Source organism: uncultured Hymenobacter sp. (assembly GCF_964243305.1).
Taxonomy (GTDB): Bacteria; Bacteroidota; Bacteroidia; order Cytophagales; family Hymenobacteraceae; genus Hymenobacter.
The window spans coordinates 1-23,075 of the sequence record NZ_CAXTEF010000034.1 but is presented as its reverse complement, the minus strand read 5'-3'; the positions used below and the strand labels follow the sequence as shown (position 1 = coordinate 23,075).

Here is a 23,075-nt window from a genome sequence, read left to right as displayed (position 1 = left end):
CTCCTTCCCTTCCTGGTTCCCTGGGTTTCCTACCCCCCTGCTCATGGCCAAGCGCAACCCTCATCTTTTAGCGGGCCTTTTGCTAGCGGCGGCGGGCCGCTTGTTCGTCCCGGTCCAGGAGGCGCGGGCGCAGGCGCCGGCCGGTTTGCCGGCTTCGGCCGCGCCGCCGCAAAACGACATTTTTCAGGCCCGGCTGCTGCTGGCGCTCTCGGATGCCGACATGGTGCCCTCGGCCTACATCGACGGCAAGCTGGGGCCCGTGGCGGGGGCCGACGTGCTGAGTGTGGTGGCCTTTGATGGGCGGAAGGCCGCCGCCGCCAGCGTGCGGGGCCTGCCGATTAGCAACTCCGTCACGGGTCCGCCGGCGGCAGTCACGACTACGCCCGACGGGCGCTACGCCATCACCATCGAAACCCGGGGGCCACGCCCGGCGTCGGGGGCCGATGTGACGCTGGCCGGCCTGGCCAACGGGCGCACCATCACGGTGGTAGACCTGGCCGACCCGCAGCGCCCCCGCGTGGTGCAGCAGCTAGCCGGGCCGCAGCGCGCCCAGTCGGTATCGGTGAGCGCGGATGGAACGCTGGTGGCGCTGGCCGTGCATCCGGAGGGCGACGGCCGGGCGACCCCGCTCTGGCTCTACCACTTCGCCCAGGGCCGGCTCTCGGGCGGGGCGGCCGTGCCCGTCCCCGGCTGGGTGCCCGGCGACGAGCTGGTGCACGCCCTCTTTCACCCCAGCCGGCCCCTGCTGGCGCTCACCAGTAAGACCAAGCACCAGCTGCTGCTGGCCGAGGTGCGGCCCGCCGGCCTTCAATGGCAGCTCACGCCCTGGGGCAACCCGGTGGATATCGAGCTGAGTGGCACGCTGCTCACCTGCTTTAGTCCCGATGGGCGCTACTTCTTCGCCAATGGCGGGCCCGCCGCGCCAACGCCCAACCGCCCGCCGCACGGCGGGCTGCGGTGCGTGAAGCTCGCTGCCCAGCCCGGCCCGCCCGGCGAAGGCCCCGTGCATCTGGTTACCGGGCGGGCGCTCACCGGCTACGTCCCGGAGGGCCTGGCTATCAGCCCCGACGGGCGCTTGCTGGTGACGACAAACCTGGAGCAGACCTTCCAGCCCCTGGGCAACGCGCAGCGCAGCCGCTACGCCTCGCTGTCCCTGTTTGCCTTCGACTCCGTCACCGGTGAGCTGACGGCGGCGGGCGATTTCGCCTTCGACGGCCTGCTGCCCGAATCGGCCGTGTTCGACCGCAGCAGCCGGCGGCTGGCCGTGGCCAACTTCGGGCACCTCGACGACCCCACGGCGCGGGGCAGCCTCGACTTCTGGCGCGTGGTGGGCGACGCGCGCGGACCCGAGCGGTTGCAGCTAATCAAAACGAATTATGCCCTACCCCTCCAGCGCGGGGTGCATACGCTGTCGATAGTGCGGTAAGGTCTCGCGGCTTACTATCCTTGCTCATCACTTTCTTACTTCCCTACCCCTCTATCACCGCCCCCTAGAGCGGTTTTCAGGTCAGTGCACCTGGCGCACTCGGCGAAACCTCACCCCCGGTCCCTCTCCAAAAGAGAGGGGAGCCGAGAAGCAGGTACCCCGACTGTGAAAGCGCTGTAGGTAAGGCTGAGGCTGCATGGCGCCCCGACTCGGGCGGTACTAGAGGGGTAGGAAACCTAGTCCTAGCGCCGCTGAGCCAGCTCCAGCAGCTGCTGCATGAGCCGCTGCTGCTCCAGCAGGTGCTGGTTGCGCTGCTCAGCCAGGGCGAGCTGGTGCTGAAGGTGCTGCGCGTGCAGGGCGCCGCTTAGCAGCGCCTCTGAAACACCGGCGTTGGGCGCGGCGGGCAGTGGGTCGGCTTCGGAAGCTAACGCCGATGCCGGCGGTGGGGCCGGCGCCGGGTCGGGACTGATGGCCGCCGGGGTCTTCCCGGCTTGCCGGGCTTCGACCGGCGGCGGAGCCGGTATGACGCCCGGAGGGGGGGTAGGAAAATCCGTCAGCATCGGGCCCTGGCCGAGCAGCAGCCAGTCTTTTGATACGGCAGGATACACTTCAAACACCTTGCAGAGCAGGTCGTAGCCAGGCTTGTTGCGCTCCTCGACGAGGTGCTGCACGACCGTGGCCGTCTTGCCCAGTGATTGCGCAAAGGCATTTTTTGACATACCCAAATGATTAATCAACTGCGTAAAGCGGCGCCCCACCGTGGTAGTAGTCATTTTTGCGCAAATGTTATTTGAGCAAATGTATAACAAACCGGCGGGCTGCGTTCTCCGGCCACGTGGCTTTCGTTTTCCTACCCCCTACTCGTAGCGCAGGCTCTCGATGGGGTCCAGGGCGGCGGCCTTGCCAGCCGGGTAGATGCCGGAGCTGAGCCCGACGCCCACGCAGATAATCAGGCCCAGCGCAATCCAGAGCCAGGGAATAATAAAGACGCTGTTGGGAATGAACAGGGCCAGCGCGTTGCCCCCGGCTACGCCCAGCACGATGCCCAGCGCGCCGCCAAGCACGCAAATCACGATGGCCTCAATCAGAAACTGTTGCCGAATCTGGCGCGAGGTGGCCCCCAGCGCCTTGCGGATGCCGATTTCGCGGGTGCGCTCGGTGACGGAAACCAGCATGATGTTCATCAGGGCGATGCAGGCGCCGAGCAGGGTGATGAAGGAAATCAGCCCGCCGCCGAATTTCATGTTGCCCGACAGCTCGTCAAGGTCGCGGCTCAAGGACTCGCTGCTGTCCAGCTCAAAGGAATCTTCCCGGCCGAGGCGGTCGTGGCGCACGGCCCGCATGATGCCCGTAGCCTGCCCCATCACGAAGGTCATGTTTTCGGGCTTGGCGACGGCCGTTTTTACATCATACGTGAGGGCGCGCTGGCGCGGAAGCTGGTTGCCGGTAATGAGTGGCAACAGCACGAGGCGGTCGGCGCCGCCCCCGCCGCCGAGGCTGGCGCCGCTTTTTTCCAGCAGCCCTACCACCTGAAAGCGGCGGTTAATCGAGTAGATGTACTGGCCCACCGGGCTGCGGCCGGGGAAGAGCTTCTGCTTGATTTCGTCGCCCACAATGGCCACGTTGGCGCCGGTGCTCAGCTCCGTGGGCGAGAAAACGCGGCCCTCGGCCAGGTTGTAGTTCTGAATCTTGAGGTAGTTCTCGTCGCCGGCCACAACCTGCATGTTGGGGTTGGTTTTCTGGCCGCCGGCCTTGATTTCGGCCGCCCCCGTAATCTGGGCCGACACGCCCACCTCGGCCTCGCCGGCCAGCTGCTCCTTGTATTTGGTGGCTTCGAGGTAAGTCAGGGGCGAATACTGCTTGCTCTGCACGCCGCCGCGCCGGCCGCGGTTTTGGTAGCCCTTGGCCCGCAAGTCAAACGAGTTGGCGCCGAGGCTGGCAAAGGTCTGGTCCAACGAGCCCTTCATGGCGTCGATGCCGGTCAGGATGCCGACCAGCGCCATAATGCCAATGCTGACGATGAGCGCCGTGAGGATGGTGCGCAGCAGATTGCTGCTGATGGAGCGCAAGGCTTCGCGGATGTTTTCGAGCAGGTTCATGGGACCTAAATTACGCAAATCGAAAAATGCGGTGCGAGATGTAGAGACGCATCTTTGCGTCTCGGCGTTGAACAACAGTTCTACTAATGCCCAGCCAATTTCCTGCCCTCCTAATTGGCGCGGACGCCGAGACGCAAAGATGCGTCTCTACGCTGCCTTTGGCGCTGGCACTCCCAAAGTTCGCCCGCCGGCGCTTAACTTGAACTACCATCCAGCCCGCCCCGTTGCGCCCCCTACCCCCCTCTGCCGACCCATATGCCGCTCAAGCGTCTTTTCCCTACCCCCCTGCTGCTGGCCAGCCTGGCTTTACTGCTGAGCCTGGCCGCGCCGCTCGCGGCGCAGGCCAACCACGTCTTTATCCCGATGGACAACACCCAGAAGGAGCACCTCAAAGCCTACGGCATTGCCTTCTGGCTTTTGCAAAAGGACGTGCCCGTGGACTGGCTGCTTAACTACCGCGGCGGCTCGTTTGCCTGCGACGTGACGCCGGGCCTGGAGAATGAAATGGCCGTGCGCGGGGTCACCTACCAGGTGATTTCCGAGGCCAGCTACACCGGCATCTTGCAGGAAATAGCCGACCCCAACGCCAACATGGACGTGATGAAGCTGGAGAAAGTGCCCAAAATTGCGGTTTACACGCCCAAGGGCAAGCAGCCCTGGGACGACGCCGTGACGCTGGTGCTGACTTACGCCGAGATTCCCTACGACCAGATTTACGACGATGAGGTGCTCGACGGCAAGCTGCCCAAGTACGACTGGCTGCACCTGCACCACGAGGATTTTACGGGCGAGTACGGCAAGTTCTACATGTCCTACCGCAACACGAGCTGGTATCAGCAGCAGCAGCGCGACTCGGAGGCGGCGGCCAAGCGCCACGGCTTCCGGAAGGTGAGCGAGATGAAGGGCGCCGTAACGGTGAAGATGCAGGAGTTTATTGCCGGCGGCGGCTTCCAGTTTGCCATGTGCTCGGCGGCCGACACCTACGATATTGCCCTGGCCGGGCTGGGCGTGGATATGGTCGAGGGCATGTACGACGGCGACCCGGCCGACCCGGCAGCGCAATCCAAGTTGAATTTCAACCGCAGCCTGGCCTTCCAGAACTTCCGCCTTGAGCGCGACCCCTACCGCTACGAGTACTCCAACATCGACATGCAGCCCTACGAGCGGGGCCTCAACGAGCAGAACGACTACTTCCAGCTCTTCACCTTTTCGGCCAAGTACGACCCAGTGCCGACCATGCTCTGCCAGAACCACGAAAAAACGGTGCACGGCTTCATGGGGCAGACCACGGCGTTTCGCAAGTCGCTCATCAAGCCCGACGTGGTGCTGATGGGCGAAACCAAGTCGGCCGGCGAGGCGCGCTACCTGCACGGCACGCTGGGCAAGGGCACCTGGACGTTCTACGGCGGCCACGACCCCGAGGACTATCAGCACCTGGTCGGGGAGGAGCCCACCGATTTGGCTTTGCACCCCAACTCGCCCGGCTACCGGCTGATTCTAAACAACGTGCTGTTTCCGGCCGCGAAAAAGAAGAAGCAGAAAACGTGAGTTAGTTTGTTAGCTGAACAAGAAAGAATAAAAGAACGTCATGCTGAGCTTGCCGAAGCATCTCGCCCGTCACTAATCAATTTTTAACAACGATTGAATTGGTCAGCGGGCAAGATGCTTCGCGGGGCTCAGCATGACGTTCTCATTTATATTGGTTTTCCCTACCCCCCTCCATTTTCATTAAGGTCGTAATCTTGCGGCCCCGCGGCCGACCTCTGAATCCCGTATTTCCTCGCATGAATCCTCCCGCTTCCAATTTCGGCTTTTCGGCCTCGCCGCCGCCCCTCAACACCGCCAACCCCCTGCCGCGCGCCGTGCTGCGGGCCAACAACTACCTGCTGCTCGACGGCACCTGGCGCTTTGAAGTCGATGCCAACGACGCCGGGCTGCGCGAAAACTGGGCCCTGGGCCACGCCTACCCCTATAGCGCCAACTGGCCCGGCTCGGTGGAAGAGCACATGGCCGCCGCCCGGCAGGAAGCGCTGCCCGCCTCCTGGCAGGACAAGGTGGTGGCCTGGTATGAGCGCGAGTTTGACCTGCCCGCCCGCGCCGAAGACGATGAGCACTCGCTGTTTCAGCTCACCTTCGGCGCCTGCGGCTACGAAACGCGGGTCTGGCTCAACGGCATTCCGATGAGCACGATTGAGGGCGAGGACGTGCACTACGGCGAGTACACCTCGTTTTCGTTTGAGCTGCGCAACGAGTTTCTGCGGCCCGTCAACCGGCTCACCGTGCGCATCGCCGACACGATGGACGCCGAGACGCCCCGCGGCAAGCAGGAGTCGCACGTCTACAAGCGCGGCGGTATCTGGTACCAGACCCAGACCGGCGCCGTGCGCTCGGTGTGGCTGGAAATGGTGGAGCGCAACCGCCTGCGCTCGCGCGTGGGCGTCGACTCCGTGATTGAGGACCGGCTCGTGCGCTTCAACCTTACCACCCGCATTCAGGACCCCGGCGCCTACACGCTGCGGATGCAGGTGTTTGAGCTGAGCCAGCCCGCCCCCGGCCCGCTGGCCGAAGCCGATTTTCCGCTTAAGCTCGCCGTCGGCCAGCGCCAGCAGCGCGTGGTGATGGAGCTGCCCGATACCGCTAAGCTCTGGGCACCCGGCGCCCCGCACCGCTACCGCCTCGTGGCCCAGCTCATCAATGAAGACGGCTACGCGGCCCAGATTGAAACCCAGTTCGGGCTGCGCAAAATCGAGAGCCGGGGCCGCTACGTGTATCTGAATAATGAGCCGCTCTACCTCGACGGCATTCTGTATCAACCCGGTACGGCCACGTATGAGGAAATCAGGAAACATTTCCACGCCATGCAGGCGCTGGGCTGCAACCTGGTGCGGGTGCACATTGCCGGCATCGACCCGCGCCTCTACAACCTGGCCGACGAGCTGGGCCTGCTCTTGTGGGTTGAGGTGCCCAGCCCGCACTCCTCGACGCCGCGCAGCCGCCAGAACCACCGCGCCGAGCTGCTGCGGATGCTGGCCCTGATGGAGTCGCACCCGTCGGTGGTCATCTGGAGCCTGTACAACGAGGACTGGGGCTGCCAGGATATTGCCACCAACCCCGAGACCCGGCAGTACATCATGGACATGTATCACTACCTCAATATCAACCACCCGCAGTTTCTGGTGGTCGATAACGACGGCTGGCAGCATATTTCCTACGAAGGCCGCCTCAAGTCGGACCTGCTCACGGCCCACCTCTACACGCCGGAGCTGGAGCGCTGGCAGGAGGTGCTTGACCGCCTCGTGGCCGGCGAGCTGGTCGGTACCGCCGCCTTTCCGCTCGTCGTCGGCGACCCGTTCTTCTACCGCCGCCAGAAACCCCTGATTGTGAGCGAGTGGGGCGGCTTTGGCTTCGCCGACTACGGTGGCCCGCAGGATTCCGACTCGCGCACCCAGGACATCCGCGCCTTCAAGGCTGAGCTGCGCGCCCGGCCCATTGCCGGCGACGTGTACACCCAGGCCACCAACATCGAGGACGAGCGCAACGGCCTGATAAACTTTCACACCGGCGCGCTGGAGGTGCCGGCCGGGCTGCTCAAATCGGAGCCGGCTACCCCGCCGGCCACCCCGCCGGCAGCAACCGTTCAGCTCGGGCAGGATGGCGTCGGTGCGGCCGTCCAGCAATAGCCTCCCTACCCCCCCTCGCCCGACCAAGGCCCCGCGCCAGCCACTTACCCGGCATCCTTCCCGAACCTGCCGGCCCCCGCCGGGGTTATCCCTGCGGTGCGCCCCTTCCGGGCGCTGCCGCCCGCATTTATGACGACGCCGCTAACTGAAGAAGCCGTTCTCCACGCCCTGAGCTTCGTGGAAGAACCCGACCTGGGCCAAGACCTGGTCACGCTGAAAATGATTGAGAACGTGAAGATTGACGGCCGCACCGTCGCCTTCACCGTGGTGCTCACCACGCCGGCCTGCCCGCTCAAGCAGCTCATCCACGACGCCTGCGAGCGGGCCATCCACACGATGGTCGATAAGGACGCCAACGTGGTCATTACCATGACCTCGCGCGTGACCACCATGCGCCAGAACAACGACCTGCTGCCCGGCGTCAAGAACATTATCGCCATTGCCTCGGGCAAGGGGGGGGTAGGAAAAAGCACCGTCACGGCCAACCTGGCGGTGGCGCTGGCCGCCACCGGCGCCCGCGTGGGTTTGGTCGATGCCGACATTTCGGGGCCGAGTATGCCCACCATGTTTGGCGTGGAAGAGGAGCGGCCCCACGTGTTTCAGGGGCCGAACGGTAAGAATCTTATTCAGCCCATCATTCAGTTCGGCGTCAAGCTGATGAGCATCGGCTTCCTGGCGCCGGCCGAAAGCGCCATTGTCTGGCGCGGGCCAATGGCCTCGTCGGCGCTCAAGCAGTTCATCACCGAAGTGGATTGGGGCGAGCTGGATTACCTGCTGTTGGATTTGCCGCCCGGCACGTCCGATATTCACCTCACCCTGGTGCAGACCGTGCCCGTGACCGGCGCCATCATCGTCACCACGCCCCAGAAAGTGGCCTTGGCCGACGCGCAGAAGGGCTTGCAGATGTTCCGCCAGCCCCAGATTAACGTGCCCGTGCTGGGCGTGGTCGAGAACATGGCCTGGTTTACGCCCGCCGAGCTGCCCGACAACAAGTACTTTATCTTCGGCGAAGGCGGCGGCAAAGCCCTGGCTGAGAAGCACGAAGTGCCGCTGCTGGGCCAGATTCCGCTGGTGCAGCGCATCCGCGAGACCGGCGACGGCGGCCGGCCGATGGTGCTGCAAGCCGACACGCCGGAAGCCCAGGTGTTTGCCCAGCTGGCCGAGGCACTGGCCCGGCAGGTGAGCATCCGCAACAACGTGGCGCCGAAAACCAGCATCGTAGAGATGCAGCGCTGAGGGCCTGCTTAAGTTGGCTGGAACAAGCACCCCGAAGCATTGCTTTAGGTGCTTGTCCCAGCTAACTCAAACAACTGCTACAGCACTTGCGGCCGATTTTTTGTAAATTTGATTATGCCAACGCTCATCGCCCGCCCCGTTTCCGCCGAAGTCCACCCCCTGCTCGCCCGCGTCGAGGCGGCCCTGGATACGTTGCGGCCCTACCTGGCGACCGACGGCGGCAACGTGCGCGTGGCCGCCATCACGGCCGATATGGTGGTGCAGCTGGAATGGGAAGGCGCCTGCGGGGCCTGCCCCATGTCGCCGATGACCCGCGCCGGCCTCGAAGACTCGGTGCGCAAGGCCGTGCCCGAAATCCGGGCCGTCGAGGCGCGCTAAATCAGTGATTAACGGTTAGTGATTAAGGGTGGATAAGAGACCGTCCTGCTGAGCGCAGCGGAGCATCTCGCGTGCGGCAGTAGTTAAGCCAAGTCAACGATTGGATTATTACCCCGTGCGAGATGCTTCGCTGCGCTCAGCAGGACGGTCTGGGGTATTTCGGCCGATTTTCTAAACAGCTTCATTACCAACCGTTAATTACTGATTCAGCGCCACACGTCTTCGGCGGCGCCGGCGTAGTAGCAGCTCAGGATGGATTCCATCGGCGCCCAGCCATCGGCCACGGCCTGCACCTGCACCCGGCAGGTGGGGTCGAGCAGCGGCAGCAGCGGCTGGGGCAGCTTGGCCACGTGCTGGAAGGCTTCGCGCAACTGCCGGTCCCAGCCGGTATGGTAGCGCAGCAAATCATCGGGTAATACCTGCGTGCGGGCGCTACCGGGCTCGGGCAGACAATCAAAGGGCTCGTCCAGGTTCAAGTAGCCGTAGTCGTCGGTCAGCTCTTCACCGGGGTAGATGTCGCGCACGGCCAGCTCGCAATTGTAGGCCGTGCTCAGGCACGAAGAGCGGGAGCTGTGGTTGACGAAGCGGGCGTGGTCGCCGCAGAGCACGTAGTCGCCGAGGTGGTCGCGGTAGCAGTATTTTTCCAAAAAAGCCTTTTGCAGCGGCGCCATAGCCCGCACCTGGGCCGGCGAAAACGTCTGGTCGAGCGGGTCGAACACCCACGTGACGGTGCCCTTGGGAATGAGACGGGTGGCAACCACGCCAAAGCCAATTTCAGGGCTGATAAACTGCAGTTCCGTGTCGGGGTGAATCATAAAGGGCGGGGCAAGAGCAGTGGAGGACGGACCGGCTGCAATAGTAACGAATTTCAACGGCCCTATATTATGGTTCAGCGGCGGCGGCGCCGCTTTCGCCAGGGCTACGCCAGCCGGCTATCTTTGCCCAGCCCGGCGCCGCGCTTCCCCTACCCCCCCCCCCGCCCGGCTGCCTATGCTCACCGACCCCGCCCTGCGCTCCTGGATTGATATTGCCCCCGGCCACCCGTTTCCCCTCCAGAACCTGCCTTTTGGCGTGTTCGAGCGCGAAGCCACCGCCGGCGCGCCCGGCACCGGCCCGCGCCTGGGCGTGGCCATCGGCAGCTACGTGCTCGACCTCTACGCCGTGCAGCAGCAGGGCTTTTTCGATGGAGTCGGGCTGCTGGCCGGGCTACCGCCCAAGGTGCTGCGGCGCCGCAGCCTCAACCGCTTCATTGGCCTGGGCCGCCCCGTGTGGCGGGCCGTGCGCCAGCGCCTGAGCGAGCTGCTGCGCCATGACAACCCCGAGCTGCGCGACCACGAAGATGCCGTGCGCGCCTGCCTGCTGCGCCAAACCGACGTGCAGCTGCTACAGCCCATCAAACCCCGGAATTATACCGACTTCTACTCCAGCATCGAACACGCCACCAACGTGGGCAGCATGTTCCGCGACCCGGCCAACGCCCTGCTGCCCAACTGGCGCCACCTGCCCGTAGCCTACCACGGCCGCGCCAGCAGCATCGTGGTCAGCGGCACGCCCATCTGCCGCCCGCAGGGCCAGCGCAAGGCCCCCGACGCCGAGGCGCCTACGTTCGGCCCCTCGCAGCAGCTGGATTTTGAGCTGGAAGTAGGCTTCGTCGTGGGCAAGGGCACTACGCTGGGCAGCCCCGTGCCGATTGCCGAGGCCGAAGACCATATTTTCGGCGTGCTCCTGTTTAATGACTGGAGCGCCCGCGACCTGCAAAGCTGGGAATATGCGCCGCTGGGCCCGTTTCTGGGCAAAAACTTCGGCAGCAGCGTCTCGCCCTGGGTCGTGACGATGGACGCGCTGGAACCGTTCCGGGTGCCCGGCCCCGCCCAACTTCCTACCCCCCTGCCCTACCTGCAAGTGCCCGGCCCGCACCATTTCGACCTGCAACTGGAAGTGGCCTTGCTGCCGGCCGGCGCCACCGAAGAGGTTGTTATCAGCCAAACCAACTTCCGCCACCTCTACTGGAGCATGGCCCAGCAGCTCGCCCACCACGCCTCCAACGGCTGCAACCTCGAAGTCGGCGACCTCTACGCCTCGGGCACTATCTCCGGCCCCACGCCCGATTCGCTGGGCTCGATGTTGGAGCTGGCCTGGCGCGGCACCCGCCCCCTCCCCCTGCCCGACGGCTCGGAGCGCAGCTTCCTGCTCGATGGCGACACTGTAATTATGCGCGGCTACGGCGAACTGAGCAACGGGGTGCGTATTGGCTTTGGGGAAGTGCGGGGGATGGTGCTGGCAGGACTTTAAATGATGCTAATTCTGTAACCGTACTGGCTTAACAATTGTGGAAATATAAATTAATGTACAAACCTTATGAAAACAGTTTACCCCAATGCCATCATGTTAGCATTAAGAATACTTCTTGTGCCATGCTTTATTTGGATGGTTGCTGCTCCAATTTTGCGTCTCATTAAAAATGACTACGCAGGTAGAGAAGACGTAATAATCATAGGATTGTTGTTATTTGTGTTCATTTTGGTTTTCATCCTTTTGTCACTGCTGGGCGTATTCAAAATCAAGTACAGAGAAGACATTGGTGAAATTATTTTTTACCGTTTGTACAACTCTCAAAAAATCCTTATTACAGATATAGTCAGTTATTATAACTCTACTTTAACGTCGCGATGGGGTAATTACAAGGGCGTTTTTCTTCTGCTCAATGATGGCAGTAGTATTGAATTGACGGAGTATAATGTCAAACCACTCTCGGACTTCTGTGCTTTCATAACAAGGCCAGAAATTTCGTACAAGGGCATGAAGAGTTCGTGGTACCCTTTCAAGACGAAACTTCGCTAGACATAAAGTTTGCGTAAGTTGACTCTTTTGTCTTTCTTCATAAAATATCTTGCGATAACTTAATGCATCCGGTCGTCGCGCACCGGCAGGCTTGTCACAATTTCACCTTCTATCTTCAGCAATTCCTGCAAGCGTATTTCTACTTCCTGAGGATTGCAGTATTCCTTGGCTAAATCAACATAGGCCACGAAATGGCCGGCTTCGGAAACCATTAGTTCGTAGTAGAATTTACTTAATTCCGGGTCGGCGATATGTTGCCAGAGTAATTTGAACCGCTCGCAGCTGCGCGCCTCAATCAGGGCCGAAACCAGGAGCTGGTCGAGCAGCTGACGCTCGCGCGGGCCGCCCTTGCGCACGTGCGCTAATAGCTGCACCACGTACTCATCCTTGCGGGGCCGGCCGAGCTGAAAACCGCGTTTGCGCAGCTCTAACAGCACCCGCTCGAAGTGCGACCATTCCTCGGCCACCAGGTCAGTCAGCTCATCTACGAGGCGGGTTTTCTCGGGGTAGTGGATTATCATGCTGATGCCGGTGCTGGCCGCTTTCTGCTCGCACCAGGCATGGTCCACGAGAATATCCTCAATGTTCTTGGTCGCAATATCAACCCAGCGCGGGTCGGTGTTGAGCTTTAGTTTGAGGATGGTTTTTTCTTTTGCCGGTTTCATAGTTTTATAATTAATAAAGCCTGTACGAAAATGCAAAAAAGAACGTCATGCTGAACATGTGGCGCGTCAAGCCAGGGTCGAGGCATCTCGCGTGGGTAACTAATTCAATCGTTGCTACAGCTTGATTACTAACCGCCTGAGATGCTTCATCGCTGGCTTGATGCGCCACATGTTCAGCATGACGTTCTTTTGAATTCCCTACCCCCTTCCTAATTAAAAAACCGCCAGCGCACCCCCAACTGAATTCGGCGGGGTAGGGCCGTGTAGAATGGCGTGGTGAAATAGCCATTCTTTAAAAAGCCCTGGTTTAAATACGCCACTTTTACGAATAACGACACGCGTCCAATATCGGCGGTGAAAAAGGCGTCGGCGACGGCGTAGCGGCGGATGGTGAAGTGGTCTTGCAGGTAGAACTGCTGGGTGCTCGGGCTGTAGTCGAAGGCCTGGTATCGGGTCTGGAAATAGGTTTCAACGCCTATCTGCCCGAACAGTGCGCGGCGAAATAGATAGTTCTGGTAATAGACCCGCGACTGCGCCACCAGCGCCGGGATGCGCAGGCCCTGTACGTTGCCGCCGTGGGTATAAGTAGCCTGATTATCAAACCCGAAGCGGCCGAGCATAATTTGGTGGCGCGCAAAGCCGATGAGTAGCTGCTGGTTGGGCTGGTTGGTGCTGCGCTGCTCGGGCACGGCCTGCTGGTTGTAGTACACGAGGCCGGCGATATTTACCAGGCTGCCGCTCAGCTCGATGCGGTGGTCGGTGCCGCCGGGCAGCCGCTGGTGCAGGGCCACGGTGAGGTGATCGGCAGTGGTGTTGTCGAAGGTTGGCGCCTTATCCTTGATATTCTGCCACTGGTAGTGGTTGCCCACAAACTCTTGCTGGGTGAGCGTGGGCGCGTAGGAGGTGCGCAGCACTTCGGCCGAGAGCGGGCCGGTGCGCACGGCCGCCCGCAGCCAGTATTCGCCCAGAAAGCCGCCAAAAAACGACTCGCCCAACGCCTGGTCGTCTTCGAGCTTGACTTCGCCCGACGTTTCGACGGCAAAGATGCGGCGGTAGCGGAAGGCTGCCGTGCCGCCGCCGAACACCTGGCCGAAGCGCCGGGTAGGCGCGCCTCGCGTGCGCCGCAGGTTGGCGCTGCTGGCGTCGTCGGCAATAGTGCGCGAAATCAGCTGGGCGTCGCGCCGACGGGCGTAGAGGCGGTACTCGACAGCCGTGGTGCGGCCCAGCACGCCCAGCGTGTTTTCGGCCTGCCGGAAATAGGCCCGGTCAAGCGTAACGGTGGGATTAATTAGGGCGCGGGGGTAGAACAGAAAATTGGAACTGGTGCTGTCGGCAGGCGCCGAGGCCTGAATTCGGGTATCGCGGAAGGAGTTGGTTTGGCCCCGCAGGTCGAAGACGTGAAACGCGGTCAGGCCCCGGCCCAGCAGCTTGTAGGTCTGGGCCAAGTGAAGCTGATTGCGCTCGTCGCGGTTGGCAGCCTCAGGCAAGTATACTTGCTGGCTTGAGTAGTTGAACAGCTCACTGGGCCGGCGGCGGCTCTCGATGCCGGCCAGGGGTCGAATGCCGCCCTGCTCCGCAACCTGGTGGCGGAAGAACGTGATGTTGGCCAGCAGATGGTAGCGCTCATCCTCAGTCTGGAAGCGGGTGAACAGCAGCACATTATTGCTCTCGGTGAGGCCATCACGGCCGCCATTTGTGGCCAGACTTCGGTTGCCCGCAAACCGCTCGTAGGCCGCCCCAACGCTAAAGTTCTTACCCAGGCTGCGGCTGTAGCTTAGCTCAAATACCTGCTCGCCAGCGCTGGTCTGGATGTAGCGAAAAAACGAGTAGGGCGAGCGCGAGTCGTAGTAGGGCACCTGACTGGCGTCGCGGGCGTAGCGGTCGAACACGTTGCGGCCCAGGCGGGCGCCGAGCGCCAAATTGGGCCGGTAGAGCAGAGGCCGCGAGGCCGTGCCCACATTGCCCAAATCCTGCTGAAAGGTGGTATCGTGAAACCAGAACCGCGCCTGCGGCCAGCGCGTGAGGCTGGTGTCGAGGAGCGCGCCGCGGGTCGAGTCGCGCAGCAGGTCGGCCTCGTAGAGGACGCGGGTGGTTTTGGGGCCGTACACCTGCTTGGTTGAGTCGTCGACCACCTGCGCCCGCAGCCCGGCGGGCCGCAGCAGGCTGAGCAGCAGCACTAACAGCAGCGGCACCAGGACCGGCCAGCGCCTACCCCCCCACCGGGCTTTAACCCCGACGACGGCCGGCGGCCGGCTCCAATCAAAAATAAATAGCGGCTTCAATCAATGGGAAATAGCGGCGGGAAATAAGGCGGACAGCTCGCGGCGCAGCGTGGCGGCGCCGTCGGCCAGCAACGCCACCTGCACCGGAATGGTATACACCGGCAACCCGGTCAGGGCCCCGGCAAGTTCGGGCCGGCGCAGGCGGGTGGCGTCTTTTTCGGTGGTAAAAATAGGCTGGCCCGGCTGCCAGTGCCGCCGCACCCGCGCCAGGTCGGCGGGCGTGAAGAGGTGGTGGTCGGGAAAGCGGGCCTGAAACGTGAGGGTGTAGCCTTGCTTTTCGACGTGCTGGCGCAGCGGACCGGGCTGGGCAATACCGCTGAGCAGCAGGGCTATATTGCCCGGCGCCGCAGGGCTGTCGGTCGGCACAGTGGGCGCCGCGGCTTCGGCCGGCAGAAGGGGGGTAGGCGGCCCGTAGTCGTAGGAAGAAAACAGCACCGGCACCTGAGTTGAGCGCGTGAAGCGGCGCACGTGGGCCGCGATGGCCGCCTGCGCCGCGGCCGGCAAGTCGGGCGGGCACTTGGTGATAATCACCGCGTCGGCCCGCCGGGCGCCGGCCCGGCTCTCGCGCAGGCGCCCGGCGGGCAGCACGTAGTCGAGGTAAAAGGGCCGGGCCAGCTCCGTGAGCAGCAGGTTGAGATTCGGGCGCACGGCGCGGTGCTGGTAAGCGTCATCGAGCACGATGACGGTGATTTCGGGCTGGTGCACGCGCAGCAGGCGCAGGCCGTGGCGGCGGCTTTCGGCCACCGCCACCGGCACGTTTTGGGCCCCAAACTGCTCGAAATACTGCCAGGGCTCGTCGCCCACGGTGGCGGCCGAATCGGCGGGGCCGGCCAGGCGCGGGCCGCGGCTGCGGCGCCCGTAGCCGCGGCTCAGGATGGCCGGGCGCTGGCCCTGGCGCAGCAGCTCGCCGACCAGCCAGGCTACGTGGGGCGTTTTGCCGGTGCCGCCCACGCGCAGGTTGCCCACGTTAATCAGGGGTACGAAACCGGCTTCGGATTTATAGTAGCCCTGGTCGTAGAGCCAGTTGCGGCCCGCCAGCACCAGCGCATAAACCCAGGAAAATGGCAGCAGAAGCCAAGTCAAAGTCAGTGAGCAGTTAGCAGTGAGCAGTGAGCAGTTATCAGTGAACAGTTAGCAGTGGGCAAAGGAACGTCATGCTGAGCGCAGCGCAGCAAAGTCGAAGCATCTCGCGTGCAGTAGCAATCCAATCGTTAATTCAGCTTGATTACTTTCCCGAGCAAGATGCTTCGACTCCGCTGCGCTCAGCATGACGTTCTTTTATTTTCCTTTTGTTCCCTACCCCCCTGCTCGCCGCCAATGCCTTTCGCCGACCGCCTGCTGCGCTTTCTGACCGAATTTCCCCTACCCCCCTCCCCGCTGCCCAACGCCGTGCAGGCCGAAAGCCCCTACCGCGAGCCGGCCGCCGCGGCGCTGCTCACGCAGTTTGCCCAAAAGTATTACGCCGACGACCAGCCCCGCGTGGCCGTGCTCGGCATCAATCCCGGCCGCCTCGGCGGGGGCCGCACCGGCATCGCCTTCACCGACCCCGGCGCGCTCACCGAGTTTTGCGGTATTGCGCACGCGCTGCCCCGGCAGGCGCCGGAGCTGTCGAGCACGTTCGTGTACCAGGTCGTGACCGAGCTGGGCGGGCCCGCGAGCTTCTACCAGCACTTCTACCTGGGCTCAGTTTATCCGCTCACGCTGCTGCGCAACGGCCTGAACTACAATTATTACGACGCGCCCGCCCTGACCGCCGCGCTCTGGCCGGATATGCAGCTTTCGCTGCGGCAGCAGGTGCGGGAACTGGGCGTCCGGGCCGGGGTGGTGGTTTGTCTGGGCAAGCGCAACGGACTGTTTTTGCAGAAGCTGAACGGCGAGCTAGAGCTGTTTGGGCGCGTCGTCGTGCTCGACCATCCGCGGTTTCTGATGCAGTACCGGCGCAAGGACCTGGCGGCCAACGTATCCCGCTACGTAGCGGCACTGGCCGAAGCAGCAGGGTTGTAGGGTGCGGGGCTTGCCCCCGCCCGGCATTCGCGCCGTTTAATTATTGACCCAACGATTATCGTTCCCGCGCCGGGCGGGGACAAGCCCCGCACCCTACTCTTATGCCGACCGTCCGAGACCTCGCCCTAGCCCTGGAGGCCGCCGCACCCCTGCCCTACCAGGAAAGCTACGACAACGCCGGCCTGCAGTGCGGCACGCCCGATGCCCTCATCACCGGCGTGCTCATCGCCCTCGACTGCACGCCCGCCATTATTGCCGAGGCCGTGGCGCGCGGCTGCAACGTGGTGGTCTGCCATCACCCGGTCATCTTCAAGCCCCTGAAGCGGCTGACCGGCGCCAACCTGCCGGAGCAAACCATCATGGCGGCGCTGAAACATGACGTGGCCGTCTACGCCGCCCACACCAACCTCGACCACGTGCGCGGCGGCGTCAACGACCGGCTGGCCCGCCAGCTCGGACTGCTCCGAACGCGCATTCTGGCCCCGCAAACCGGCCGGCTGGCCCGCCTCATCACCTACGTGCCCAACCGGCCCGAGGACCAGCAGGCCGACGTGGCTGGCCGGGTGCTGCGCGCGCTCTGGGCGGCCGGCGCGGGCCAGGTCGGCGACTACGCCGGGTGCAGCTTTCAGCTCGATGGGCAGGGCACGTTCACGCCGGGCGTGGGCACGAGCCCGCACATTGGCCAGCCGAGCGGGCCCGAAACCCTGCCCGAGCGGCGCCTGGAGGTGCTCCTACCCCTGCACCAGCAGGCCAAGGTGGTGGCGGCACTACGGGCCACGCACCCCTATGAGGAAGTTGCGTATGAGCTGATTAAGCTGGAAAACGCGCACCAGGACGTGGGCGCCGGCCTGGTCGGCGAGCTGCCCGCGCCGCTGGCGCCGGCCGCGTTCCGGGAGCTGCTGAAAACGACGTTGAACGTGCCCGTGGTGCGGTTTTCGGCGTTTGAAGAAGACATCAAAACGGTGGCCATCTGCGGCGGGGCGGGCTCGTTCTTAATGGCTAATGCCGCCGCGGCCGGCGCCGATGCCTTCGTGACGGCCGACTTGAAATACCATGAGTTTTTCGGGCCCGAAGGCCGGTTTATGCTCTGCGACGTGGGCCATTTTGAGAGCGAGCAGTTCACGGGCGAGGTGTTCCGGGATTTGCTACTAGTCCGCTTTGGGCGTACTTTTGCGGTCTTACTCGCGCAGACCCCTACCAACCCCGTATATTATGACTGCTAATACCGCCGCCCCGAGTCCCGCCGAAGTGCCCATTGCCGCCAAGCTGGAGGGCCTGCTGACCTTGCAGCGCCTGGATTCGCAGCTCGATGAAATCCGCCGCGTGCGCGGCGACCTGCCCGAGGAAGTGCGCGATTTGGAAGACGAAATCGCCGGCTACGAGGTGCGGATGAAAAAATTTGACGAGGAAGTGGCCGGCCTCAACGAGCTGATTAAGCAGCGCAAGCAGGCCAGCAAAGACGCCGAAAACCTCATCAAAAAATATGAGGAGCAGCAGCAGAACGTGCGCAACAACCGCGAATACGAGGCCATTGCCAAGGAAATAGAGTTGCAGCGCCTTGAGATTCAGATTGCCGACAAAAAAATCAAGGAGGCAACCTACCAGATTGACGTGAAAAACGTCGAAATCGGCGGCACCCGCCAGAAGCTGGAAGAGCGCCGCAAGGACCTCGACAACAAAAAAGGCGAACTCGATACCATCGTGGGCGAAAACGAGCAGGAGGAAAAGCAGCTCATGCAGGAGCGCGAGAAATCGACCCAGCCCATCGAGCAGCGCCTGCTGACGGCCTACACCCGCATTCGCGGCAACGTGCGCAACGGCTTGGCCGTGGTGCTGGTGCGCCGCGACGCCTGCGGCGGCTGCTTCAACACGGTGCCGCCCCAGCGCCAGGCCGACATCATCTCGCACAAAAAAATCATCGTCTGCGAGCACTGCGGCCGGATTCTGGCCGATGTTGAGGGGCGCGTAGCCGCTTAGTTGTCAGTTGATAGTTGTTAGTTATCAGAAAGGAGCGGCCGGTTGGTCGTTCCTTTTTTGTTGAACGGCGCAGATGTCATTTCCCGCAGAGGTACGCAGAGGGTTTCGCCGAGGAGCGCTGAGAGCAGTCGTTTTCTCAGCGTTCCTCTGCGTCTTCCTCTGCGTACCTCTGCGGGAACTTCCCGCGCAGCAATCCACAACGCCTCAGCAGCTCACGCCCGGCGCCGCCCGCGCCTACGCCGAGGTGCTGAAGCTGAAAATCCCGCCCGCCCGCCAGCTGCTGCGCGCCGAGCCCGCTACAGCCCCCGGCACGCTGCTCGTGGCCGACTGCGCCGACTTCGCCGAACTGATAATCAGCCAGGACGCGGCCCGCTACGAGCCGGTGATAAGCGCCCAGAATGCCCGCCTGAACACGCTCGAAAAAGCCCCGCCCGGCGCGCTGCGCGACTACGCCCGCGCCGAAATCCGGCTGCACCAGGCCGTGCTGCAAGTCGCGTTTGGCCACGAAGTGGTGGGCGCCTTGAATTTCCGGCAAGCCTTTCAGCAGGTGCAGGCCGTGGCCACGAGCTACCCGGATTTTGTGCCCGCCCGCAAAACGTATGGCTTGCTCCAGTTTGGCATCGGCTCGCTGCCCGATGGCTACGGCTGGTTTCTGCGCCTGTTGGGCCTGGGTGGCAACGTGGAAGCAGGCCTGCGCAATATCACGCTGGCGGCCGGGCGGCCCCAGGATTTTCAGACGGAAAGCCGCATTTTCCTAGCTCTCATCCGTGAAACCTACTACAAGCGCGACCAGGAAGCGGCCACCCTCATCGAGGCGCTGCGGCGCGAGCAGCCCGACAACCTACTGTTCAGCTTTTTGACCATCAGCTACTTCCGGCGCCAGCACCACGCCGATGCCGCCCTGGCGGCCTTCCGCGCCCGCCCCGGCGGCCCGGCCTACCTGCCCGTGCCCTACCTGTGCCACCTGGCCGCCGACCTGCTGCTCTACCAGGGCCAGTACGCCGCTTCGGAAACTGAAAATCAGCGCTTTCTGGCCGAGTACAAGGGCCGGCACTACCGCAAGGACGCCGCCTTTAAGCTCTACCTGGCCGCCTGGCTCGGCGGCGCGCCCGCCGCCCGCACCGCCGCCTACCGCCGCCAGATTGCGCAAGATGGGCCTACCGACGTGGAAGAAGACGCCTACGCCCAGCGGTTTGGGCGCGACGCTTTGCCCCTGCACCGGGTCCTGACCCGCGCCCGCCTGCAAATCGACGGCGGCTACTACCGCCTGGCCCTGAACACGTTGCGCGGCTTCCAGCGTCTCAATTCCCTACCCCCCCGCGATGTGATAGAGGAGCCCTACCGCCGCGCCCGCGCCTACCACGGTCTGGGCCGGCTCGACTCGGCCCGCCTGGCCTACGAGCGCACCCTGGCCGTGGCCGGCAACGCACCCTACTATTTTGCCCCGCAGGCCGCCTTGCAGCTCGGCTACCTGGCGCAGGCGGCCGGGCAGCCGGCGCGGGCCCGGCAGTATTTTGAAACGGTGCTGCATTCACCCAGGCACGAGTATAAAAACAGCACCGACGCCAAGGCCAAAGTGGCTTTGCGCGGGCTGAAGTAACCGCTCATGCCCCCCTCCATTCCCTACCCCCTCTCCCCCGCTCAGCTCGGCCTGACGCCGGCCACGTTTCGCCGCCGGGCGCTGGCCTGGGCGAACAATTATGCCTGCTGCGCTTACTACGCACCTACGGCGGATTTTGCTGGTCCGGGCGGCCCGTTTGCGGAGCTGCTGGCCGTGGCCGCGGCGCCCGGCGCCGCGGGCCCGGCCTCGTTGGCGGAGCTGGAAAGCTGGCTTAAAACCTCAACCGGCGCGCCCCGCTGCGGCATTCTGAGTTACGACCTTAAAAACGAGATTGAGGCTCTGCGCAGCGACCATCCCGACCACCTGGAATGGCCCGCGCTGCACTTTTTTGAGGCCGCCAGCTGGCTGCGCTGGACCGCTGATGAGGCCATAGAATTTCACGGCTCGCCCCAGGCGCTGGCCGCCCTGCTGGCCGCGACCAGCCAACCCGATTTGCCGGAGGAGCCCCCCGCCGGCCCGACCCTGCGCGCCCGCCTACCCCCCGCCGACTACCTGAACGCCGTGCGCCAGGTGCAGCAGGATATCCTCAACGGCGAGGTGTATGAGCTGAATCTGTGTCAGGAGTTCTTCGCCGAAAACGTCACGTTGGACCCCGTAGCCGCCTTCTGGCGCCTGCAAGCCGCCGCGCCCGCGCCCTTCGCCGGCTTCTACAAGTGCCAGCAGCGCTACCTGCTCGGCGCCTCACCGGAGCGGTTTGTGCAGCGCCGCGGCGACGAGCTGCTCTCGCAGCCCATTAAGGGCACCATTGCCCGCGGCCCTACCCCCCTCGCCGACGCCGACGCCCGCGAGCGGCTGCGCAACGACCCCAAGGAGCAGGCCGAAAACCTGATGATTGTGGACCTCGTGCGCAACGACCTTGCCCGCGTCGCCCGGACCGGCTCGGTGCGGGTGCCGGAGCTGTTCGGCCTCTACCCGTTCCGGCACGTGTGGCAGATGATTTCCTCGGTCACCGCCACCGCCCGCCCCGGCCTGGGCCTCGCCGACGTGCTGCGCGCCGCCTTCCCGATGGGCTCGATGACCGGTGCCCCCAAAATCCGCGCGATGCAGCTCATCGAAAAGTACGAGCGCAGCCGGCGCGGCCTCTACAGCGGCAGCCTGGGCGTAGTCTGGCCCACTGGCGACTTCGATTTCAACGTCGTTATTCGCTCGCTCTACTACCGCGCCGACTCGGGCTACCTGAGCTTGCAGGTTGGCTCGGCCATTACCTACGACGCCGTGCCGGAGCGCGAGTATGAGGAATGTTTGCTCAAGGCGCGCGGCGTGCTGGAGGCGCTGGGAGCCGTTATCGAAACCGAATGAGCATGATAGCACGTCATGCTGAGCGCAGTGAAGCATCTCGCACGGGGTAGTAATCCGCTTCTGCAACGATTAGATTAGTGCTGCACGCGAGATGCTTCACTGCGCTCAGCATGACGGTCTATAGCATGACGTTCTTATTTATTCTTGATGCCCGCATGACCACTTTCTTCGCCCCCGACCTTACTCCCGCCGCCACCGCCTACCCCCTGCCCGAGGACGAAAGCAAGCACGCCGTGCGGGTGCTGCGCCTGCGCGAAGCCGACGCCGTGGAGCTGCTCGACGGCCGCGGCCACCGCTACCAGGCCCACCTGCTCGACGCCAATCCCAAGCGCTGCCAGCTGCAAGTCATTGGCCACGTGCTGGTGCCGCCGCGCCCCTACGTCACCCACGTGGCCGTGGCGCCCACCAAAAACCTCGACCGCATGGAGTGGCTGGTCGAAAAAGCCGTCGAAGTGGGCATCGAGCGCCTGAGCTTCCTGCGCTGCGCCCGCTCCGAGCGCCGCGAGCTGAAGCTGGAGCGGTTGGAGAAAATTGCCATCAGCGCCCTCAAGCAGTCGGGGCAAGCGTGGCTGCCGCAGTTGGACGAAATGACCGATTTCGCCGCTTTCCTACCCCTGCTAGTGCCCGCAACTACCTTCATCGCCCACCTCGAAGCCGGCGAGCGCACCGCCCTCGCGCAGGTGGCCGGCGCCGGGCCAGGCTGCTGCGTACTCATCGGCCCGGAAGGTGATTTCACGCCCGCCGAAATCGAAATGGCCCTGGCCCGCGGCATTCGGCCCGTCACGCTCGGTACCTCGCGGCTGCGCACCGAAACGGCGGCGCTCGCAGCGGTGTTCACGGCGCACTTGGCGCGGGAGATATAGGAATCAATTTCTACTAATGTGACATCAAAAATATTATAGTCATTTATCTTTTTATCTTCCCTAATTTAACACTATCACCTGCTTCTCTAAACCCAACCAAATAATCATTACTTATTATATATGTGTTTGAATTGTTAGTCAAGATGAATTTTCCGTTTTTTGGCACGTAAGTACCATCTAAAAATTCCACAGAGAAACCAGGGTGTGCCTTGAATCTGTATGACATAGAAAAGTCATACGTTTTCTTGTATCTGACAACCTCGAATATTGTATCCGCTTTTGTAAACTCCCAGATCTCCAAATTTTCATTCTGAAACCTATTTATGCCTTGTACAAACAGCGAGTCCATGATGATAGCCGAAGCGATTTAATTCATTAAAAATATTTTTACATATTTCTTGTTTATAAAATAAGCGATGCCTGCCATTAGTAGATTAAATATGAATGCAGTTGGAACAAGCACTATGCTGTAGATAGAAACACTTGGGTCCGGGTCAATGTGCTTCACCCACAACCAAATAACAATGAAGTCAAGCAGTATAAGCAAGGATATCCTGACGAATGTTCTCATCATCTATCTACTCAGGTTATTTAGCCTTTCTAATTGATTTGTAAAGTGTGCTTAATCTGTTAAACCTCACCCTAATTAGGCGGTGGTCTAACCGGGGGTGATTGTATCTTTCGGGCATGGTATTCACTCAACA

The 23,075-nt window shown here is 62.8% G+C and carries 19 protein-coding genes; 13 read left to right on the top strand and 6 right to left on the bottom strand.

Translation table 11 applies throughout. From position 1 onward, the window contains the following. The first annotated feature begins 43 nt into the window (after nt 1-43). Nucleotides 44-1,426: a hypothetical protein gene (locus tag ACFE70_RS16240; RefSeq protein WP_375418826.1), complete on the top strand. Its 1,383-nt coding sequence runs from the start codon at nt 44-46 to the stop codon at nt 1,424-1,426. A 242-nt stretch (nt 1,427-1,668) separates the two neighbouring features. On the opposite strand, the gene ACFE70_RS16235 is transcribed toward ACFE70_RS16240, so the two are convergent. After that, the gene (locus tag ACFE70_RS16235) at nt 1,669-2,199 is read right to left on the bottom strand and encodes a hypothetical protein (RefSeq protein ID WP_375418825.1); all 531 of its coding nucleotides are present in this window, start codon (nt 2,197-2,199) and stop codon (nt 1,669-1,671) included. 84 nt (nt 2,200-2,283) lie between these two features. After that, nucleotides 2,284-3,525: an ABC transporter permease gene (locus ACFE70_RS16230; RefSeq protein WP_375418824.1), complete on the bottom strand. Its 1,242-nt coding sequence runs from the start codon at nt 3,523-3,525 to the stop codon at nt 2,284-2,286. 255 nt (nt 3,526-3,780) lie between these two features. Between ACFE70_RS16230 and ACFE70_RS16225 the strand changes: the two genes are divergently transcribed. From ACFE70_RS16225 to ACFE70_RS16210, 4 genes are all read left to right on the top strand, one after another. Then, on the top strand, nt 3,781-5,073 hold the full coding sequence (locus tag ACFE70_RS16225; protein WP_375418823.1) for an asparagine synthetase B: 1,293 nt from the start codon (nt 3,781-3,783) through the stop codon (nt 5,071-5,073). Nucleotides 5,074-5,309: 236 nt separating this feature from the next. Next, complete coding sequence (locus ACFE70_RS16220) at nt 5,310-7,205, top strand: glycoside hydrolase family 2 protein (RefSeq protein ID WP_375418822.1); 1,896 nt, start codon at nt 5,310-5,312, stop codon at nt 7,203-7,205. Nucleotides 7,206-7,334: 129 nt separating this feature from the next. Next, the gene (locus ACFE70_RS16215; RefSeq protein WP_375418821.1) at nt 7,335-8,441 is read left to right on the top strand and encodes an Mrp/NBP35 family ATP-binding protein; all 1,107 of its coding nucleotides are present in this window, start codon (nt 7,335-7,337) and stop codon (nt 8,439-8,441) included. Nucleotides 8,442-8,555: 114 nt separating this feature from the next. Further along, nucleotides 8,556-8,819, top strand: coding sequence for a NifU family protein (locus tag ACFE70_RS16210; RefSeq protein WP_375418820.1), 264 nt, complete (start codon nt 8,556-8,558; stop codon nt 8,817-8,819). Between the two features lie 206 nt (nt 8,820-9,025). On the opposite strand, the gene ACFE70_RS16205 is transcribed toward ACFE70_RS16210, so the two are convergent. Next, on the bottom strand, nt 9,026-9,634 hold the full coding sequence (locus tag ACFE70_RS16205; RefSeq protein WP_375418819.1) for an SET domain-containing protein: 609 nt from the start codon (nt 9,632-9,634) through the stop codon (nt 9,026-9,028). Nucleotides 9,635-9,809: 175 nt separating this feature from the next. On the opposite strand from ACFE70_RS16205, the gene fahA reads away from it, so the two are divergent. Together fahA and ACFE70_RS16195 are read left to right on the top strand one after the other, a co-directional pair. Further along, nucleotides 9,810-11,111, top strand: a complete 1,302-nt coding sequence (gene fahA / locus ACFE70_RS16200) for a fumarylacetoacetase (protein ID WP_375418818.1) — start codon at nt 9,810-9,812, stop codon at nt 11,109-11,111. 66 nt (nt 11,112-11,177) lie between these two features. After that, entirely contained in the window at nt 11,178-11,660 is a 483-nt protein-coding gene (locus ACFE70_RS16195; protein WP_375418817.1) for a hypothetical protein, read from the top strand. A 59-nt stretch (nt 11,661-11,719) separates the two neighbouring features. On the opposite strand, the gene ACFE70_RS16190 is transcribed toward ACFE70_RS16195, so the two are convergent. The 3 genes from ACFE70_RS16190 to lpxK all read right to left on the bottom strand — a co-directional run bounded on the left by ACFE70_RS16190 (nt 11,720) and on the right by lpxK (nt 15,690). Then, nucleotides 11,720-12,325 (bottom strand): tRNA-(ms[2]io[6]A)-hydroxylase, encoded by a 606-nt coding sequence (locus ACFE70_RS16190; protein WP_375418816.1) that lies wholly within the window; start codon nt 12,323-12,325, stop codon nt 11,720-11,722. 209 nt (nt 12,326-12,534) lie between these two features. Next, on the bottom strand, nt 12,535-14,517 hold the full coding sequence (locus ACFE70_RS16185) for a putative porin (RefSeq protein WP_375418815.1): 1,983 nt from the start codon (nt 14,515-14,517) through the stop codon (nt 12,535-12,537). A gap of 90 nt (nt 14,518-14,607) precedes the next feature. Next, nucleotides 14,608-15,690, bottom strand: coding sequence for a tetraacyldisaccharide 4'-kinase (lpxK, locus tag ACFE70_RS16180; RefSeq protein ID WP_375418814.1), 1,083 nt, complete (start codon nt 15,688-15,690; stop codon nt 14,608-14,610). Between the two features lie 234 nt (nt 15,691-15,924). Here lpxK and ACFE70_RS16175 point away from each other — a divergent pair, with 234 nt between their 5' ends. The 6 genes from ACFE70_RS16175 (at nt 15,925) to ACFE70_RS16150 (ending at nt 22,371) form a co-directional block, all read left to right on the top strand. Further along, the gene (locus ACFE70_RS16175) at nt 15,925-16,611 is read left to right on the top strand and encodes a uracil-DNA glycosylase family protein (RefSeq protein ID WP_375418813.1); all 687 of its coding nucleotides are present in this window, start codon (nt 15,925-15,927) and stop codon (nt 16,609-16,611) included. A 101-nt stretch (nt 16,612-16,712) separates the two neighbouring features. Continuing rightward, nucleotides 16,713-17,834, top strand: a complete 1,122-nt coding sequence (locus ACFE70_RS16170; RefSeq protein WP_375418812.1) for a Nif3-like dinuclear metal center hexameric protein — start codon at nt 16,713-16,715, stop codon at nt 17,832-17,834. Further along, the gene (locus ACFE70_RS16165; protein WP_375418811.1) at nt 17,824-18,588 is read left to right on the top strand and encodes a zinc ribbon domain-containing protein; all 765 of its coding nucleotides are present in this window, start codon (nt 17,824-17,826) and stop codon (nt 18,586-18,588) included. Before ACFE70_RS16170 ends, ACFE70_RS16165 begins: the two co-directional genes overlap by 11 nt. Nucleotides 18,589-18,832: 244 nt before the next feature. Beyond that, nucleotides 18,833-20,188 (top strand): tol-pal system YbgF family protein, encoded by a 1,356-nt coding sequence (locus tag ACFE70_RS16160; RefSeq protein ID WP_375418810.1) that lies wholly within the window; start codon nt 18,833-18,835, stop codon nt 20,186-20,188. 6 nt (nt 20,189-20,194) lie between these two features. Continuing rightward, nucleotides 20,195-21,508 carry an anthranilate synthase component I family protein gene (locus tag ACFE70_RS16155; protein WP_375418809.1) on the top strand — a complete coding sequence of 438 codons (1,314 nt, stop codon included), beginning with the start codon at nt 20,195-20,197 and terminating at the stop codon, nt 21,506-21,508. A 155-nt stretch (nt 21,509-21,663) separates the two neighbouring features. Then, entirely contained in the window at nt 21,664-22,371 is a 708-nt protein-coding gene (locus ACFE70_RS16150; protein WP_375418808.1) for an RsmE family RNA methyltransferase, read from the top strand. The last annotated feature ends 704 nt before the right edge of the window (nt 22,372-23,075 follow it).

Bases quoted from the DNA above. Each gene is read 5' to 3' on its own strand.
- ACFE70_RS16240 (WP_375418826.1), top strand. From the start codon at position 44: ATGGCCAAGCGCAACCCTCATCTTTTAGCGGGCCTTTTGCTAGCGGCG.
- ACFE70_RS16235 (WP_375418825.1), bottom strand. From the start codon at position 2,199: ATGACTACTACCACGGTGGGGCGCCGCTTTACGCAGTTGATTAATCAT.
- ACFE70_RS16230 (WP_375418824.1), bottom strand. From the start codon at position 3,525: ATGAACCTGCTCGAAAACATCCGCGAAGCCTTGCGCTCCATCAGCAGC.
- ACFE70_RS16225 (WP_375418823.1), top strand. From the start codon at position 3,781: ATGCCGCTCAAGCGTCTTTTCCCTACCCCCCTGCTGCTGGCCAGCCTG.
- ACFE70_RS16220 (WP_375418822.1), top strand. From the start codon at position 5,310: ATGAATCCTCCCGCTTCCAATTTCGGCTTTTCGGCCTCGCCGCCGCCC.
- ACFE70_RS16215 (WP_375418821.1), top strand. From the start codon at position 7,335: ATGACGACGCCGCTAACTGAAGAAGCCGTTCTCCACGCCCTGAGCTTC.
- ACFE70_RS16210 (WP_375418820.1), top strand. From the start codon at position 8,556: ATGCCAACGCTCATCGCCCGCCCCGTTTCCGCCGAAGTCCACCCCCTG.
- ACFE70_RS16205 (WP_375418819.1), bottom strand. From the start codon at position 9,634: ATGATTCACCCCGACACGGAACTGCAGTTTATCAGCCCTGAAATTGGC.
- fahA (WP_375418818.1), top strand. From the start codon at position 9,810: ATGCTCACCGACCCCGCCCTGCGCTCCTGGATTGATATTGCCCCCGGC.
- ACFE70_RS16195 (WP_375418817.1), top strand. From the start codon at position 11,178: ATGAAAACAGTTTACCCCAATGCCATCATGTTAGCATTAAGAATACTT.
- ACFE70_RS16190 (WP_375418816.1), bottom strand. From the start codon at position 12,325: ATGAAACCGGCAAAAGAAAAAACCATCCTCAAACTAAAGCTCAACACC.
- ACFE70_RS16175 (WP_375418813.1), top strand. From the start codon at position 15,925: ATGCCTTTCGCCGACCGCCTGCTGCGCTTTCTGACCGAATTTCCCCTA.
- ACFE70_RS16170 (WP_375418812.1), top strand. From the start codon at position 16,713: ATGCCGACCGTCCGAGACCTCGCCCTAGCCCTGGAGGCCGCCGCACCC.
- ACFE70_RS16165 (WP_375418811.1), top strand. From the start codon at position 17,824: ATGACTGCTAATACCGCCGCCCCGAGTCCCGCCGAAGTGCCCATTGCC.
- ACFE70_RS16155 (WP_375418809.1), top strand. From the start codon at position 20,195: ATGCCCCCCTCCATTCCCTACCCCCTCTCCCCCGCTCAGCTCGGCCTG.
- ACFE70_RS16150 (WP_375418808.1), top strand. From the start codon at position 21,664: ATGACCACTTTCTTCGCCCCCGACCTTACTCCCGCCGCCACCGCCTAC.